This is a genomic window from Prevotella dentalis DSM 3688 (assembly GCF_000242335.1).
Lineage (GTDB): Bacteria > Bacteroidota > Bacteroidia > Bacteroidales > Bacteroidaceae > Prevotella > Prevotella seregens.
Genome location: NC_019960.1, coordinates 252,662 through 269,334, shown reverse-complemented (window position 1 = coordinate 269,334; position 16,673 = coordinate 252,662). Strand labels below are relative to the sequence as shown.

The following is a 16,673-nucleotide window of genomic DNA, read 5'->3' as shown; positions in this document are numbered from 1 at the left end:
AGCGGCCGCATGTTTCCCCATAGGAACATGCGGCCGCTCGTTTCTTTTCTATTCTTATCAAAAAATCGTATTCTGCAGACCATCAACCCACATCAGAAACGGAATGTCACTGTACCAAAGGGGACGCAATGGTTTCTGATTTTAACTGAGAAATAGAAGAACATATCTTCTTCCGAGGGATTGCCCACGATATTGTAGAGTCCTGCGCGCAGCAGCAGTTTGGACCGGCGGAACTCCTTACGCCAGGAATAGCTGGCATCAAGACGATACCGCAGAGGGTCACGCAGAGAACGGAAACCGGACAACTGGAAGCCGTCCTCATCCCAACTTTCGCCCAAAATGCGTCCAGAATGCAAGTTGCCGCCTACTGTAACAAGCGATCCCCGTCCTACATTGTAAGACACGGCTCCGTTGAGCACATGTGGAACATCGTAGGCTGCCGGCATGCGTCCCCGTTCACGCAATTCGTCGAACCACTCGCGGCTTTGCGAGAGCATATAGGAGAGCTGCCAGCCCAGCCGCCGCCAATGGTCGTAATAATAGAAACTCGTCCCATAGCTCTCGCCCGTGCCAGCCATGACGTAGTTAGCCCAGTTGCTGTCCTCAATATAGGCATTGGGGCGCAAGGCCAACACATGGGCACGCCGCTTGTAATAGGCCGAGAGCTCCAGGATGCCCCTGGCCGTGTAGTGTTTCCAGCCCAGTTCCACATGAGTGCCCGTAGTGGGACCGAAAGTTCCGATACTGGGCATCACAAAATCAAATGGTGTGACAATCTCGCTCACACGGATGTGATGGAAAAACTGTTCCATACGCGATACGCAGCCGTAAACCAAATCGGTATCGCCCAGCGACGCTTTCAGTGAGAAACGTGGCTGCACACTGTTGTAGCTTCGGTTGTGACGTGGCATGTAACGCACGTAATTGAGCCCCACCTGTGCATAGAGCCATGGGGCAACACGTACACGGTTGTCATAGAAAAGGGCAAGTTGCATCGTGGGTTGCCAGCGGCTGGTATCAACCCGTCCAAAAGACGTGAGCTCATAGCGCTGAAGGTCGCCTTTGAGTCCCCAGCGCATGGTATAGAATGTTCCAGGCATATAGGTAAACTCCGTATTCACATAAATACTTTGGATACGGTTGCGAATATTGCCCCCCGAGGTGGGGTTTTCGTCTTCATCGAAGTAGTCGTTGGTGTTGGCCCGAGTGGTATGGCGCGAATAGGCCACCGAAGCCGTAGTACTCACCTTGCGCATCAGTAGCGTGTTGAAGCGCAGTGCATAGAGCTGATTGTTCCAGTGGAGCATGGAGTTGCGCTGACGCTCACCAGGGGCCCGATAGTCGTCCACCGAGTTGTAAGCCGAAAGGCTGAGCGTGGTCACAGAGTCGAGGTCGCACGAAAGCTTCACATTTTCATCGTGGAAACTGTGGTTCATACGGTCTTCGGAAGATACAGCCTCATCAAAAAAATCGAGCCAACTGTGCCGCCCTGCCACAAGATAGGACAGCCGGTTCTTCAGGATCGGCCCCTCAAGCACGGCCGAGGCCGACGGCATGTCGAGCGAGAGTGTATTGGAAAAGGTCTGCTTGTTGCCATCCCGCAGGTGCACATCGGTCACCGAGGAGAGACGGCCTTCATACTGGGTAGGAATGAAGCCGTTGTAAAACGACACACTTTTCACTGCGTCGCCATTGAAGAGCGTCAGCATGGAATTAATATGACCAGGATTGTAGACCGGAAATCCGTCAAGCAAGAAGAGGTTCTCGTCAGTGGACCCACCAGCCACACTGAAGTCCATATTGGCCGAAGAGGCCGACACGCCGGGCAGAATGCGTATCTGGGAGAAAAGGTCGGCATTGCTGAACGAAACCATGTTCGACGGTGCCACCTCGTCCATTTCCTCCATGCTCTTACGTCGTTTCACATGCACCGCCTTCACCTCGAAAGGAACTGGCTTCAATGTCAAGGAAAGCATACGGTTTCCGTCCACTGTCAACACACGTTCCTCAGGCGCATAGCCCACATAGCTCACCGCCACACGTACTGTGCCGCGTGCCACCCCCACGTTGAAAGTTCCATCGTGATCAGTAACAGCATAGGTTCGACGCCCCCCTGCATCAGTCACCGTCACCGTGGCTCCCATTAGGTGCTCCTGCGTGCCTTGTTCACGCACGGTACCAGTCAGATCGTAGAGGCGAGGGCCGAGCACTTGGATGAGCAGCTTGCGGCCGGGCATGGGCAGCAGCTTGTAATCATAATCGGCCAGCACCATGGACAGCAAACGACCCACGGTGACCATTCCCGTTACCGTACAGCTCATACGTCGATCCATGTCAAGCAATCCGGAGTTGTAGGCCAGCACCATCTTCCCCTCCCGCTCCACACGGGCCAGCCAAGAACGCAACGTAGCCAAGGAGGCCTCCACATGGAGGGTCTCCTCGGCTATGCTGTGCTGGGCCGAGACAGATAGCGGGACAAGCAACAGAAAGAGGAAGAGAATATACTTCCTCAAAGGTCTGTCTGTGTGCGGTCTAAACTCTGTCATTACGAAAAATCATCTATCCGTATCAATGCAGACGGTATCTGAGCGGCGACACTGAGTCGCAACGACATCCGCAAAGCAGGGCAAACTCGCGCAAGGCCTGCATGGGTGTCGTCACCTGCATATGGGTCGTCACCCGATTGACAGCCGACACACTTGGCTCTACCGTGATTTGCACATCGAGTGCACGCGCCACCTCCTCGACAGCATCGCGGATAGGCGTATTGTCAAAGTCGAACACATGGGGGGTATCTTTCCGAGATTCGGCCTGTTGCTTGTGCCTCATGCGACCCTGCTCCATCTGCACCTGCTCACCCCGTGTGAGCACCAATGTCTGCCTGTGGGTTGTCACCTGTACACGGCCTGTTGTCACACTCACATGTGCCCGGTCGGCATCGGTGGCATCCACCGTAAACGATGTACCCAGCACTTCCACTCTCAGCTCACCGGCTTTCACACGGAAGGTCCGCCCACTGTGAACCACATCGAAGAAGGCTCTGCCCCGCAATTTCACTTGTCGGCCGTAGGATTCGGATGTCTCGGCGTATTCGGCCGAAGACGACGGGGCCAGCCTCATCAACGACCCGTCGGGCAGGGTCACCGTGGTGTCGCGCGAGTTTTCATTGACATAGCACAGCCCCTTGTCTGCCGCAATGCTGCGGTAGGCCCAGAAACCCATGCCCACAAACAGCAGCAACGAGGCTGCCACTGCCAGCAACGGATAGAGCCTATGCAACCCGGCACGATGTTCTGCCTCGCCCAGTCGCGACTCCACCTGCTGCCAGGCCCGGTCGGTGTCTACCTGAAGTGTAGGGGCATCGTCGGGCAGGGCCGAGAGCAGGGTGTCTATTTTGTGAAACTCGTCCCCGTTGTCAGCCTTGTAGGCTTCGAGTTCGGCACGCTCATCATTCGTAAGGGCTTCGCCCGAGAAATGGCGGCCCAGAATGGCATCTATGTTCTGTAAAGTATTCATAGGGCAGTAGAGATAAAGAGTAAGGGAAGATTGCTATAAAATAAGGTGGCAAGAAGCATAGCCACGGCATGGGTGGCTGCATAGGCCCGGATGATTTTGAAAGCCTTGCCCATGTGGTTCTCAACGGTCTTTTCCGACACGTTAAGAGTCATGGCTATCTCCCGGTACTTCATCTTTTGCAGTTTACTCATCATGAAGACATCACGACATTTGGGCGGCAGGGCTGCCAGCACCTCATCAAGCAGCAACGCATAATCGGTAGTTTTCGTCTCCATAGGCGACTGTTCAACGGCTTGCTCGGCCATACAGACTGCCCGTTCTTCCATCGATACCGTTTCCATACGCTGGCGGTGGCGCAGCAGCGTAATACAGTTGTTGCGTACGGCTTTGATAAGATAGGCCGCCAGTTCGTCGTCAGGCAGATTGTCTTTTCCGCGGTTCCACACACTGACGAAAAGTTCCTGCACCACATCTTCGCAGTCGGCTGCATCGGCGAGATACCCGTGTGCCGTGCTACACAGCACCGGGTAATATCGCTGAAACAGTTGCTTGAAACGTTCTTTCCGTGGAGTCTCCATGAGCTTGTTTTGTGTTCTACGGCTTAAAACTTCAGACTGACACCGGCCGTCAGGAAGCCTTTGTAGCCCAGTCCGGCCTCGACAAAGCCACCAATGCGATCGTTGCCCACGCGCACGGCAATCGGGTTCACCTGGAAAGCAAAGTCCGCCGAGGTCTTGGCCTTTGTATTGGCATGGGCCTTTCCTGCTTCAGTAAGCCCTTTCTCCTTGGTACTGGTAAAGTCCACGCCGACGGCTGCCGAGCCATAGAGTTCTACGATACCTTTTTTAAAGTACACCATCTCGGCCACAGGCATCACCATGAAGTTGAGCTGCGTCTCCTTGATGTCCTTCTTCTTGCTGCCCGAATAGTCGTACTTGCTGGACACCGATGCAAAACCAAGGTCAAGACCCAAGCGGAACCGACTGAGCTGATAACGGTAACCTAAACCGATAACACCGCTCGACACCTCGTCGGTACGCGTGGTTCCCGTAAGGGCATCGCCCAGTCCGATTCCCCAGAAACTGGCAGTACCAAGGGTAAGTCCGTCGCTGTAACCGATGCGGAACTCGTGACGGTTGTCTGTCGTGTACTTGCCGATCGACTGTGCGCGAACCTGACCCAGCCCTGCTACCAAGCACAAAGATAGTGCAAAAACTTTGATTTTCATGTGATTTACGTTTTATTTCTTGTTGATTATTCTTTAGACACACCCATTCTTAGGGGCATTTCTATCCTAATAACCTCCAATTGGCAAAAACCCCTACGAGGCAACATGCCTATCTGAAAGTTTTTCCAACTTTTTATTCAGCTCACAACGTTTTGGCATCATCTTTGCGCTGTGGTTTGATGAAATGGAGATTATCAATACAAATCATCAAAGAGCCTTCTGTATGGCAGGGGCAAAGCATCAACAAGCAATGGAAATTATCAAAGACAAGAAGTATGGAGGCGAGCGACCTCTGTTTGGCGCCAAGCAGGTGCGTCTGGAGAATATAGAGATTACAGACGGTGAGTCAGGCATCAAATGCTGCGAAGACTTGGAGTGCGACAACTCCCGTTTCTACGGCAAATATCCCTGGTGGCACGTAGACCGCAGCCTCATCACCAACTGTTACTTTGCCGAGGGTAGCCGTTCGGCCATCTGGTACAGCAATGATATGGTGATGAAAGACTCCGTCATCGACGGCCCGAAGTTCTTCCGTGAGATGAAGAACCTCTCGCTGGAGCGGGTCAAAATCAATGATGCTGACGAAACTTTCTGGCGTGTAGACGGACTGAAGCTCAAGGATGTGGAACTTCACGAAGGCACCTATCCTTTCATGTTCTCCAAGAACATCTATGTGGACGGACTGGTGAGCGATGCCAAATATGTATTCCAGTACTGCAAGAACGTAGAGGTTCACCATGCCAAGATTACGACCAAGGACTCGTTCTGGGAGTGCAACAATGTGGCAGTCTACGACTCTGAGCTCAATGGCGAGTATTTGGCTTGGCACAGCAAGAATGTGAAACTCGTGCGCTGTCACATCGGTGGCGAGCAACCGCTCTGCTATATGGATCATGTCGTGCTCGAAGACTGTACTTTCGATGTCGAGTGTGACCGTGCTTTTGAGGACAGCACAAACATCCAAGCCGACATCCGCGGGGCCATCACCAACATCAAGAACCCTGTCTCGGGCACCATTGTGGCCGACGAGATCGGTTCTGTCACCTACGACGAGTATGCCAAAGGGCACGACTGTCACATCCAAACCCGCTGATACCATGGCCACACAACCTTTCGATCAGATCATCAACCGCCGTCACACAGGCTCCTACAAATGGGATTCCATACCCGAGGATGCCCTGCCGCTCTGGGTGGCGGACATGGACTTCCAGGCTGCTCCACCCATTCGCCGGGCTCTGGCCGAGCGTGTGGCCCATGGCGTTTTCGGTTACACCCAGATAGACGAGAGCTACTACGAGGCCATCATCTCGTGGTTCCATCGCCGACACCAGTGGGACATCCGGCGTGACTGGATACTTTATACCAGCGGCGTGGTGCCCGCCATCAGTTGCTGCATCAAGGCGCTTACCCTCCTGGGCGAGCGCGTGCTGGTACAGACTCCGGTCTACAATTGCTTTTTCTCCTGCATTCGCAACCAAGGATGCGAACTGGCAGAAAACGAGTTGCACCGCGAAGGCGACTCCTATTCCATCGACTGGGACGACTTCGAGAGCAAATGTTCCGATGAGAAAACCACCGTGTTTCTGCTCTGCAACCCGCACAATCCCGCCGGACGCGTATGGACGCGCGAAGAATTGGAGCGCATGGGGACAATATGCGCACGCCACCACGTGCACGTCATCAGCGATGAGATTCACTGCGAACTCATCATGCCGGGGCACACGTTCACGCCCTTTGCCGCCGTGAATAGCCGGAACCGCGACATCTGTATCACCCTCAACTCACCCTCCAAGAGTTTCAATACGGCCGGGCTGCAGATAGCCAACATCGTCTGCAGCGACAGCGAGACACGCCGGCGCATCGACCGTGTCATCAACATTTACGAGGTGTGCGACGTGAACCCATTCGGCCCCGTGGCTCTCAAGGCGGCCTACAACGAGAGCGAAGACTGGCTCGACGCTCTCAACGCCTATATCCATGTCAACTACGAGACGCTCAAACACTTCCTGGCCAACCGTCTGCCGCAACTACGGCCGGTTCGCCTCGAAGGCACCTATCTGGCTTGGGTGGACATTTCGGCTCTCGGACTGACAAGCGACGAGGCTGCCAAACGACTGCTCCACGAGGGCAAGGTGCTTGTGAGCAGCGGCACGCTCTACGGGCAAAAGGCCGGCGAGGGCTATCTGCGCATCAACCTGGCCTGCCCCCGCGAACTGCTCCACCAAGGATTGAAGCACATGGCAGAAGTCTTCGCTACAAAATAATCCCGGACATCCGTTCCTACACACGAGCCCCCTTGGACTGAAAGTTCCAAGGGGGCTCGTGTGTAGGGGCGGGCTCTGCACCCACAACCGACTGCATGCCTCAGCACAATGGAGCAATGTGCGAGAGCACTCCAGACGTAGCACCGGCCCTGCTCTTGACAAACTCACCGGCCGCCTCGCCGCTACGCTGCAGACTACCGGAATCGGCGTCAAACCGATTCATCAACCTAACAAAGTCGTCCCCACCCTGTATCTCAAAGCCTCCACCCGTCCGAATCAGGTCCTGGGCCTCCTGGAAATGTTTGTTGTTGGGCCCGAAAATCACGGGAATACCCCATACGGCGGCCTCCAACACATTGTGAATACCCACGCCGAAACCGCCACCCACATACGACACGCTGCCATAATGATAGATGCTCGATAACAGGCCGAAGCAGTCGATAATCAGGCAGTCGGCCTCACGCACGTCGGCTTCCGTGGCTTCCGAGTAGCGCACGGCCTTGCCGTTGAACCGCGCCAGAATCTGCCGAAGGTGGTCTTCGCCTATCACATGGGGAGCAATGATGAGCTTCCAGTCTCGGTGAGCATTGAAGTAATCTATGAATATCTCCTCGTCGGGCGGCCACGACGACCCCGCCACAAACACCATGGGGGCGTCCTTGCCTACGAAAGCCTCGACCATCGGTAGCCGCTTGCTGGCCTCCTTGATTTGCAGGACACGGTCGAAGCGCGTGTCCCCGGCCACCGTAACCTCGTCAATGCCTATCTTGTGGAGCAGCACGCGGCTCTCCTCATTCTGCACGAAGAAATGGGTAAAGCAGTGAAGCACCCGGCCATAACGGCGGCCATACCAGCGAAAGAATATCTGGTCGGGCCGGAATATGCTCGACACGCTATAGACGGGCACGCCACGATGACGCAGGATGTGCAGATAGTTGTACCAAAACTCGTACTTGATAAAGAAAGCCATCTCCGGGCGCACCAGCCGCAGGAAGCGGCGGGCATTGGCTATGGTGTCGAGCGGCAGGTAGCAACAGATGTCGGCCGCCTCGTAATTCTTGCGCACTTCGTAGCCCGATGGCGAGAAGAAAGTGAGCAACACCTTGTACTCCGGATGCTCTCGACGAATTTGCTCGATGAGCGGACGGCCCTGCTCGAACTCGCCGAGCGAGGCAGCATGGAACCATACATACCGCGCCTGCGGGTCAACACGCTGCTGCAAGATACGGAAAGCCTCGTGTTCGCCCCTCCACATCTTTCGCACTTTTCGGCTGAACAGGCTGGCCACCCATACGCCAAACGTATAGAGACAGATGAAAACCTGATACATATTACTCGCCTTTGGGCAAAGCCTCGATAGCACGCTTCAACCGACAGATGGTCTCCTCCTTTCCGAGGAAAGCAGAAATGTCGAACATGCCGGGCCCTTTGCCGACACCCACAAGGGCCAGCCGGAAAGCATTCATCACGTCGCCGAGCTTATAGCCTTTGTCCTCGACCCATTTCATCACCACGGGCTCCTGCCCTTCAATGGAGAAGTCATCGATGCCCTGTAGCACGTCGGCCAGTTCGGCCATCTGCTGTCCAGAGAAAGCTTTCCAGCGTTTCTTCACTGTCTTCTCGTCGTAGTCGGTGGGGGCTATGAAGAAGAACGAACACAGGGGCCACAGTTCCTTGACAAAGCTCACACGGTCTTTCATCAGATGCACCACGAGCTTTACGCGCTCGAACGTCTCGTCCACACCATTGTTGGCCACGATGGCGGCAAACTCACGAGCTATCTCGTCGTCCGACTTGCGCAGCATATATTCATGGTTGAACCATATCCCTTTCTGATAATCAAACTTGGCACCGCTCTTGGAGCACTTGGTGATGTCGAAAGTCTCGACCAGTTCGTCCAGGCTGAACAACTCCTGCTCGGTGCCGGGATTCCAGCCCAGCAGAGCCAGGAAGTTGACCACAGCCTCGGGAAAATAGCCGCTCTCGCGATAGCCCGAGCTCACCTCGCCTGTCTTGGGGTCGTGCCATTCCAGCGGAAACACCGGGAAACCCAGCCGGTCGCCGTCGCGTTTGGAGAGCTTGCCCTTGCCCTCCGGCTTCAGCAGCAAGGGCAGATGGGCAAACCGCGGCATCGTGTCGTCCCAGCCGAAAGCCTGGTAGAGCAGTACGTGGAGCGGTGCGCTGGGCAGCCATTCCTCACCACGAATCACGTGGGTAATCTCCATCAGATGGTCGTCCACGATGTTGGCCAGGTGGTAGGTGGGCAGTTCGTCGGCACTTTTGTAGAGCACTTTGTCGTCCAGAATGTCGCTCTTCACACGCACGTCGCCGCGAATCATGTCGTTCACGTGGATTTCCTGCCCGGGCTCCACCTTGAAGCGCACGGTGAACTGCGCACCGTCGGCAATCAGAGCCTCCCATTCGCTGCGCTCCATGGTGAGCGAGTTGCGCATCTGCTGGCGGGTCGAGGCATCGTATTGGAAGTTCTGCACCTCGGTGCGCTTCCGCTCCAGCTCCTCGGGTGTGTCGAAAGCGTAGTAGGCCTTGCCGGCATCCAGTAGCTGCTTCACATACTCCTTATAGATGTCCCGGCGCTCGCTCTGGCGGTAAGGACCGTGGCTGCCGCCGAAGCTGACACCCTCGTCGAACTGGATGCCCAGCCAGCGGAATGACTCCAGAATATATTCTTCGGCCCCGGGCACAAAGCGATGAGAGTCGGTGTCTTCAATGCGGAACACCAGTTCACCGCCATGCTGACGGGCAAAAAGATAATTGTAAAGCGCAGTACGCACGCCGCCAATGTGCAAAGCACCAGTCGGGCTGGGTGCAAAACGCACCCTGACTTTTCTTTCTGACATGCTTATAAAAACTTATTTTGTGCAAAATTAATACATTTTTTCGGCTTTGCCGTATTTTTTTAGTATTTTCGCAAGGTAAACCAGAAGATAAGACGGAAATGAGATTTATCGAACAGTTCAGCCACAGCAGGGAGCACTATTGGCGCAATCTCTTCACGCGCGGCACCCTCGTACTGGTCACCACGCTGCTCATTGTGTGGTTCCTGCCCCGCAGCGAGGGCCGTCAGTTCACCTACGAAGTGGGCGAACCTTGGCACTACAACACCATCATTGCCAAATACGACTTCCCCATCTACAAGACCGAGGAGGCTCTGGCCAAGGAGAAAGACTCGTTGCTGCGTCAGTTCCAGCCTTACTACAACTACGACAATCAGGTGGAGACGAACGAAATCAACAAGTTCCGCCATGACTTCGCAGACGGCATCCCCAACGTGCCGGCCGGCCTTGCCGCCATCATCATAGACCGACTGCACCGCCTCTACCAGGCCGGCATCATGGAGACGCCCAATTACAACAGCATCATCCGCAACGACACGACGAGCCTGGTACGTGTCATCTTCGGCAAAAATGCCGAGAGCATCCAAATCAACTGCATCTACTCCACCATGTCGGCTTATGAGCAACTGCTCTCTGATCCCGACTTGGCCTCCGAGCGCACGGCCCTGCAGCGAATCAATCTGAACAATTACATCGAGCCCAACCTGATTTACGACAAGCCCATCTCCGAGACAGCCAAGAACGATTTGCTCAGCGGCATATCGCCTGCAAGCGGCATGGTGATGAGCGGACAGAAGATTATCGGCATGGGCGAGATGGTAACCGACTACAATTACCGCGTGCTCAACTCCTTTGAAAAGGAGATGCAGCGGCGCAGCGCCTCCCAGGCGCAGCTCACCAACAACTTCATCGGCAACACCATCTACGTGTTGCTCTTCGTACTGCTCTTCACCATTTATCTGGCTCTTTTCCGCAAAGACTACTTCGACAAGCCGCGCAGCATCACCATGGTCTACACGCTCATCACCGTGTTCCCCATTCTGGTATCGCTCATGATGCAGCACAGCTACTTCAACTTCAGCGTCTACATCCTGCCCTTTGCCTTTGTCCCTGTGTTCGTGCGCGTGTTCCTCGACTCGCGCACCTCGTTCATCACCCACATGACCACCGTGCTCATCAGTGCGGCCGCCGTGCGCTTCCAGTTCGAGTTCATCGTCATGCAGACGGTGGCAGGGCTCGTAGCCATCTACTCGCTGCGCGAAATGTCGTCGCGCGCGCAGGTGTTTCGCACCGCCCTCATGGTGTTTCTGGCCATGAGTCTCACCTATTTCACGCTGAAACTCATGCAGAGCGTCGAAGAATTTACACTCGACACCAGCATGTACTACCACTTCCTCATCAACGGCGTACTGCTGTTGCTGGCCTATCCGCTGATGTTTCTCATCGAAAAAGCCTTTGGTTTCGTGTCGGCCATCACGCTCATCGAACTATCCAACACCAACAAGGGGCTGCTGCGCAACCTCAGCGAGGTGGCCCCCGGCACCTTTCAGCACTCCATCACCGTGGGCAACCTGGCCTCAGAAATTGCCAACAAGATTGGGGCCAACAGCACCCTTGTGCGCACGGGCGCCCTGTACCACGACATCGGCAAGATGGTCAACCCGGCCTTTTTCACCGAGAACCAGCAGGGCGGCGTCAACCCGCACGACAACCTCACCGACAAGGAGAGTGCGCGTATCATCATCAGTCATGTGGCCAACGGCGTGAAACTGGCCGAGGAGGCCAACCTGCCGGTCATCATCCGCGACTTCATTCTCACCCATCACGGGCACGGACTGGCCAAGTATTTCTACATCAAGTATCAGAACGAGCACCCCGACGAAATTGTCGACAAGGAGCTGTTCACCTATCCCGGCCCCAACCCCTACACGCGTGAACAGGCCATTCTCATGATGGCCGACACGTGCGAGGCCGCGTCGCACTCGCTCAAGGAGTACACCGAGGAGAACATCAGCTCCCTCGTGAACAAGCTCATCGACCAGCAAGTGGCCGACGGCAACTTCAAGGAATGCAAGATCACGTTCTACGACATTGCCGTGGCCAAGCAGGTGCTCATCGACCGTCTTAAAGCCATCTACCACACCCGCATCCAATATCCGGCCAGCCGCAAGGCGTAAGCTGCCGGCGGGCAAATCACAATGAAACAACAAAAATATATGAATAAATCTATCAACATTGTAGATAAAGAATATCAACTATGGATAAGGAGACTGTGCAAGCGTTACCGTCAGAGCCAAATCAAGGCTGCTATCAAAGTTAACGAAGAGATGCTTCGTTTCTATTGGGAACTGGGCAGAGACATTGTGGCCTTACGCATAGAGAAACGCTGGGGTGAGAAAGTAATAAGTCGCTTGGCCGTCGACTTGAAAGATTCCATGCCTGATATGAGCGGACTGACACAGCGCAATATCTACTATTGCAAGCAGTTCTTCCTGCTCTATCATCCGATAATGACAAGTTTGCCCCAAGCTGGGGCAAAAACAACCAAGGGCAATATGCCCCAAGCTGGGGCAAAACTTCAAGAAGGCATTTTCTGCGTGCCTTGGGGGCATCACAAAATACTGATAGACAAGTGTTCTGACAATCCTGAAAAGGCCGTTTTCTATGTATTGCAAACAGTAGAAAAGGGTTGGAGTCGTTCTCTGTTACTCAACGCCATATCGTCCAATCTCTACGAGCGACAGGGCAAAGCATTGACCAATTTCAAGAATACACTGCCCTCTACCGACAGCAATTTGGCGCAGGAACTCACCAAAGACCCTTACAACTTTGCATTTACAGGAGTTGCCAAGCCTTACAACGAGCGAATACTCAAAGATGCTTTGCTGAACAATATCACTCGGTTTCTCACAGAGTTGGGTACAGGATTCGCCTATGTGGGCAAGGAATATCAGTTGGAAATAGGCAACACAGAGAATTTCGTTGACTTACTTTTCTACAATCTTAAACTGTCTTGCTATGTAGTTATAGAGGTCAAAATCGGCAAGTTCTCTTTCCCTGACATCGGACAGTTGGGAGGATATGTCGTTGCATGCAATCACATTCTACGCAGGGAGGGGCGCGACAATCCAACCATAGGTTTCTCATCTGCAAGGAAAAAGACAAAATACAAGCACAATTCGCCTTGGAATCAAGCAGCCAACCGATAGCCATATCCGAGTACGACCTTGAGAAATTCTATCCTGAGACATTAGAGGGAACAATGCCTACCATCGAAGAAATTGAGGCAAAATTGATTGAAAGAACAAAAAATGAAGATTGCGTTAATACATTATAGATATACCACCATACTATTATCAGCCTTTCACAAAGGCGTACTTGAGCATGCCATACAGGGGTACGTTCTCCATCCAACCCTGGTCAACGTATCCTTTCATCGAGAGACGGAGGCCCTTCAAACGGGCATCGGGATGATTGTCGATATAAGTTTTCATGGAGCGTGCACGGACGTTCTCTTCTGCCTTAACCTCAATCGGGATAACTCTTTCCGCGGTTTGGACAACAAAATCTATTTCCGCAGGGCTTGTATCATTGCTCCAATAATAAGCGGTCAACCCCATTGAGACCATCTGCTGCAAGACAAACTGCTCGGAAAAAGAGCCTTTGAACTCTCTAAAGACGTTGCTTCCTATCAGCATTTCTCTGGCAGGAACATCCGCCATACAGCCAAACAGGCCGCAATCGAGCAGAAAAACCTTGAAAGCACTCGGATCTTCATAGAACTTCACAGGCGACAGAATCTCTTTCACGCGGCTTACTTTGTGAATGATCCCTGCATCAATGAGCCATTGTATGGCCAGTTCATAGTCTTTCGCGCGTGCTCCCTGCCTGACAACTCCATAGACAAACTTCTTGTTTTCCTTGGCCAACTGCGAGGGAAGGCTGGCCAGCACTTGCCCGATACGGACATTCTCCGTTTTGGAACTATGCTTGGATATATCGTTGCGATAGGCTTCCAGAATGTTTTGCTGAAGTCGTCGCACCTCTGCCAAATCATGATGCTCGACGAAGCGTGAGACAACCTCGGGCATTCCACCCACAAAATAATAGTAGCGAAGCTGCTCTATGAACTTGGAGGCAAACATATCCATCATTTTCCAGTCGCCTTGACGAAGAATCTGCAACAATGCTTCTTCGCCGTTTGCCTCCAAAAACTCCTCAAAGTCCATGGGATGGACGGACATCATATCCACCTTGCCGACAGGAAACGAGTCGCCCTGGTGAAGCGTAATGCCCAGCAGGGAACCTGCGGCCATTACATGATATTCGGGCGCATTCTCCTGAAAATACTTCAAGCTGTGCAGTCCACGTGGCACCTCCTGTATCTCATCGAAGACCACCAGCGTTTTGCCCGGCTCCGGTTTGACTCCCGATATAGCCTGTACGGCAAACAGAATGCGCTCAATGCTATAATCGTCGGTGAACAAACCCTTGGCCAAAGGCTCTGCATCGCAGTTGATATAGGCAACCGATTCGTAGCACTCCCTGCCAAACTCCCTCATGAGCCACGTCTTTCCTACCTGGCGTGCACCAAGGAGAATGAGCGGTTTCCGCCCCGCACTCGCTTTCCATGCCCGTAGTTGTTCCAATGCTTTCCGCTTCATGTTCAGCTGATTTTGAGGCAAAATTACATTTTTTCGAGGATAAAAACAAGGAAAAATCACACTTTTTAGAGGATATAAATGCTATTTTTCTACATTTTTCCGAGGATAGCAAAGAACGTAAGGACCGCCGGTGCTTCCCCGAAAAGGAGAAAAACGGGGAGCGTGCAGCCCCCGCCAACCGTTCATGCCCCAACGATAACAAGGTGCATGGACGCTCGTTTGAAGGCCTACACATCGTGTTAACGTATTATAAATATAGCCACAAACTATCCGACATTTAGAACAATCGGTGTACCTTTGCAACCAATATATTTAAATGTTTTTAAGATGAAAAGATTAAAATTAGCTGTTATGGCCGTTGCCTTAACGGCTTCACAGGCTGCTGTGGCCGGCGGTCTGCTCACCAACACCAACCAAAACGTGGCTTTCAACCGCCATTTTTCGCGTGACGCAGCCATCGGCATCGACGGCGTCTACTCCAACCCCGCCGGCGTGGCTTTCATGAATCCCGGAGCCCATCTCTCCATCAACTGGCAGCTGGTGTTCCAGACCCGTACCATCCAAAACGAATATCCCCTCTTTGCCAACAACACAGCCAACGCCTCCACCCGCCGCAAGTTCCAAGGCAAGGCCTTTGCACCCGTGCTTCCCTCGTTCCAGTTTGCCTACAACTGGAAGAAATTCTCGTTCCAGAGCAACTTTGCCGTGGGCGGCGGCGGCGGCAAGTGCACCTTCGACGACGGCCTGGGCTCGTTCGAGAAGATTGTAGGCGAGACTGCCGTGGGGGCCTGCGCCCTGGCCGGAGCCATCGACCAGACCATGGGGGCCCGCCTGTTCACGGACGACGCCCACTTCGGCAGCAAGGGCAGCTACAGCTTCGACAGCTACATGCGCGGCCGCCAGTACTACTACGGCCTCTCGCTCGGCGCAGCCTACCGCTTCAATCCCTCGCTGAGCGTCTTTGCAGGCGTGCGCGGCGTGTATGCGATGAGCAACTACTACGGCTACGTGAGAAATATCAAGGTGGGCCGGGTGCCCCTCTACCGCATGCTCGATCCCACGAAAACCAACTCGGCCGACATCGAACTCAACAGCGACCAGACGGGCGTGGGCTTCACCCCCATCCTAAGCGTGGACTACAAACTGGGCCGTTGGAACTTCGCCGCCAAGTATGAATTCAAGACGCGCATGCGCCTGAAGACGGAGTCGGTGAACCAGGCTCCGAGCATCGGCAACCTGCCGGCCAACCTGATGGCCGCCTTCAAGGAGGCCGGTGTGTCCGAGGCTGCGGCCGCGGCCGTGCTGAACGCGCCCGCCGTGGCCAACACCATGATGGCCCTGAAAACGCAGTTCGACACCAAGCTGGGCGAGTCGATCGGCGAGTATGAGGACGGCAAGAAGATTGCAGCAGACATTCCCGCCCTGCTCACGGCCGGCGTGGGCTACAGCCCCATCGACCCCCTGCGCCTCAATGTAGGCTTCCATTACTTCTGGGACAAGCAGGCCACGGCCTACGGCCACCGGGAGGACAAGCTCTCTCGAGGCACCATGGAGTGGAACGCCGGGGCAGAATTCGACGCCAACAAGAAGCTGACGGTGAGCGTGGGATGGCAGAACACCAGCTACGGACTCACGCCGGAGTACATGGCCGACAGGTCGTTTGTGACCAGTTCCAACTCCATCGGCGGCGGCGTCCGGCTGCACATCTCCAAGAAAATGAGTGTCAACGCAGCCTATTTCTGCACGCTCTACGGACACGAGAAGACCAGCGAAACCACAGTCGTAGGCAACTACACGGCCGACTATACCCGCACGAACCACGTGTTTGGCGTGGGCCTGGACATCGACTTCTAAGGCCATGACACGTGGCCGGCGGTCCACAACACAACAAACTCCAACCTTGTTACCCTCCCATTGCGACAGGCGGCAACAGACCATGCGCCTCTGTCGCAATCTTTTTTTGAGCTTCTCCCTGCGGATTCCAAAGGAGAGAGAAGCCCTGCAAGGGCCGGGCCGACGGCCGGCAAGGTCGGCACCCCCCGACAAAAACCCCGTAAACGCCATGCGAAAAAGCCGTGGACGCATCGCGAAAACACCGTAAACGCCACGCGAAAAAGCCGCCGCCGCACGACAAAAAAGCCGTGGA

11 protein-coding genes and 1 pseudogene are annotated in these 16,673 nt (G+C 54.3%); 5 read left to right on the top strand and 7 right to left on the bottom strand.

All coding sequences use genetic code 11. The features are described 5' to 3' along the window. Positions 1–92: 92 nt before the first annotated feature. From PREDE_RS00995 to PREDE_RS00980, 4 genes are read right to left on the bottom strand one after another with little or no spacing between them, the layout of a single operon-like run. Positions 93–2,513, bottom strand: coding sequence for a TonB-dependent receptor (locus PREDE_RS00995; RefSeq protein ID WP_235777471.1), 2,421 nt, complete (start codon positions 2,511–2,513; stop codon positions 93–95). 55 nt (positions 2,514–2,568) lie between these two features. Continuing rightward, the gene (locus PREDE_RS00990) at positions 2,569–3,516 is read right to left on the bottom strand and encodes a FecR family protein (RefSeq protein WP_005844219.1); all 948 of its coding nucleotides are present in this window, start codon (positions 3,514–3,516) and stop codon (positions 2,569–2,571) included. Further along, a complete protein-coding gene (locus PREDE_RS00985; protein WP_005844220.1) occupies positions 3,513–4,094 on the bottom strand; it encodes an RNA polymerase sigma-70 factor in 582 nt (193 codons plus the stop codon). The genes PREDE_RS00990 and PREDE_RS00985 overlap by 4 nt, the downstream gene beginning before the upstream one ends. Before the next feature lie 23 nt (positions 4,095–4,117). After that, the gene (locus tag PREDE_RS00980; RefSeq protein ID WP_005844222.1) at positions 4,118–4,744 is read right to left on the bottom strand and encodes a hypothetical protein; all 627 of its coding nucleotides are present in this window, start codon (positions 4,742–4,744) and stop codon (positions 4,118–4,120) included. Positions 4,745–4,994: 250 nt separating this feature from the next. Between PREDE_RS00980 and PREDE_RS00975 the strand changes: the two genes are divergently transcribed. Then, a complete protein-coding gene (locus PREDE_RS00975) occupies positions 4,995–5,837 on the top strand; it encodes a DUF3737 family protein (protein ID WP_044126768.1) in 843 nt (280 codons plus the stop codon). A gap of 4 nt (positions 5,838–5,841) precedes the next feature. Continuing rightward, positions 5,842–7,008: a MalY/PatB family protein gene (locus tag PREDE_RS00970; RefSeq protein WP_005844225.1), complete on the top strand. Its 1,167-nt coding sequence runs from the start codon at positions 5,842–5,844 to the stop codon at positions 7,006–7,008. Positions 7,009–7,108: 100 nt separating this feature from the next. On the opposite strand, the gene PREDE_RS00965 is transcribed toward PREDE_RS00970, so the two are convergent. Together PREDE_RS00965 and gltX are read right to left on the bottom strand one after the other, a co-directional pair. After that, positions 7,109–8,338, bottom strand: coding sequence for a 3-deoxy-D-manno-octulosonic acid transferase (locus PREDE_RS00965; RefSeq protein ID WP_005844226.1), 1,230 nt, complete (start codon positions 8,336–8,338; stop codon positions 7,109–7,111). A gap of 1 nt (position 8,339) precedes the next feature. After that, entirely contained in the window at positions 8,340–9,866 is a 1,527-nt protein-coding gene (gene gltX, locus PREDE_RS00960) for a glutamate--tRNA ligase (protein WP_005844228.1), read from the bottom strand. Positions 9,867–9,964: 98 nt separating this feature from the next. Between gltX and PREDE_RS00955 the strand changes: the two genes are divergently transcribed. Beyond that, positions 9,965–12,040 carry an HD family phosphohydrolase gene (locus tag PREDE_RS00955; RefSeq protein WP_005844229.1) on the top strand — a complete coding sequence of 692 codons (2,076 nt, stop codon included), beginning with the start codon at positions 9,965–9,967 and terminating at the stop codon, positions 12,038–12,040. Positions 12,041–12,061: 21 nt separating this feature from the next. Next, positions 12,062–13,200 (top strand): annotated as a pseudogene (locus PREDE_RS00950) (PDDEXK nuclease domain-containing protein). 19 nt (positions 13,201–13,219) lie between these two features. Here the strand turns inward: PREDE_RS00950 and PREDE_RS00945 are convergent. Continuing rightward, a complete protein-coding gene (locus tag PREDE_RS00945; protein WP_015298345.1) occupies positions 13,220–14,527 on the bottom strand; it encodes an ATP-binding protein in 1,308 nt (435 codons plus the stop codon). Between the two features lie 327 nt (positions 14,528–14,854). Here PREDE_RS00945 and PREDE_RS00935 point away from each other — a divergent pair, with 327 nt between their 5' ends. Then, positions 14,855–16,381: an OmpP1/FadL family transporter gene (locus tag PREDE_RS00935; protein ID WP_005844236.1), complete on the top strand. Its 1,527-nt coding sequence runs from the start codon at positions 14,855–14,857 to the stop codon at positions 16,379–16,381. The last annotated feature ends 292 nt before the right edge of the window (positions 16,382–16,673 follow it).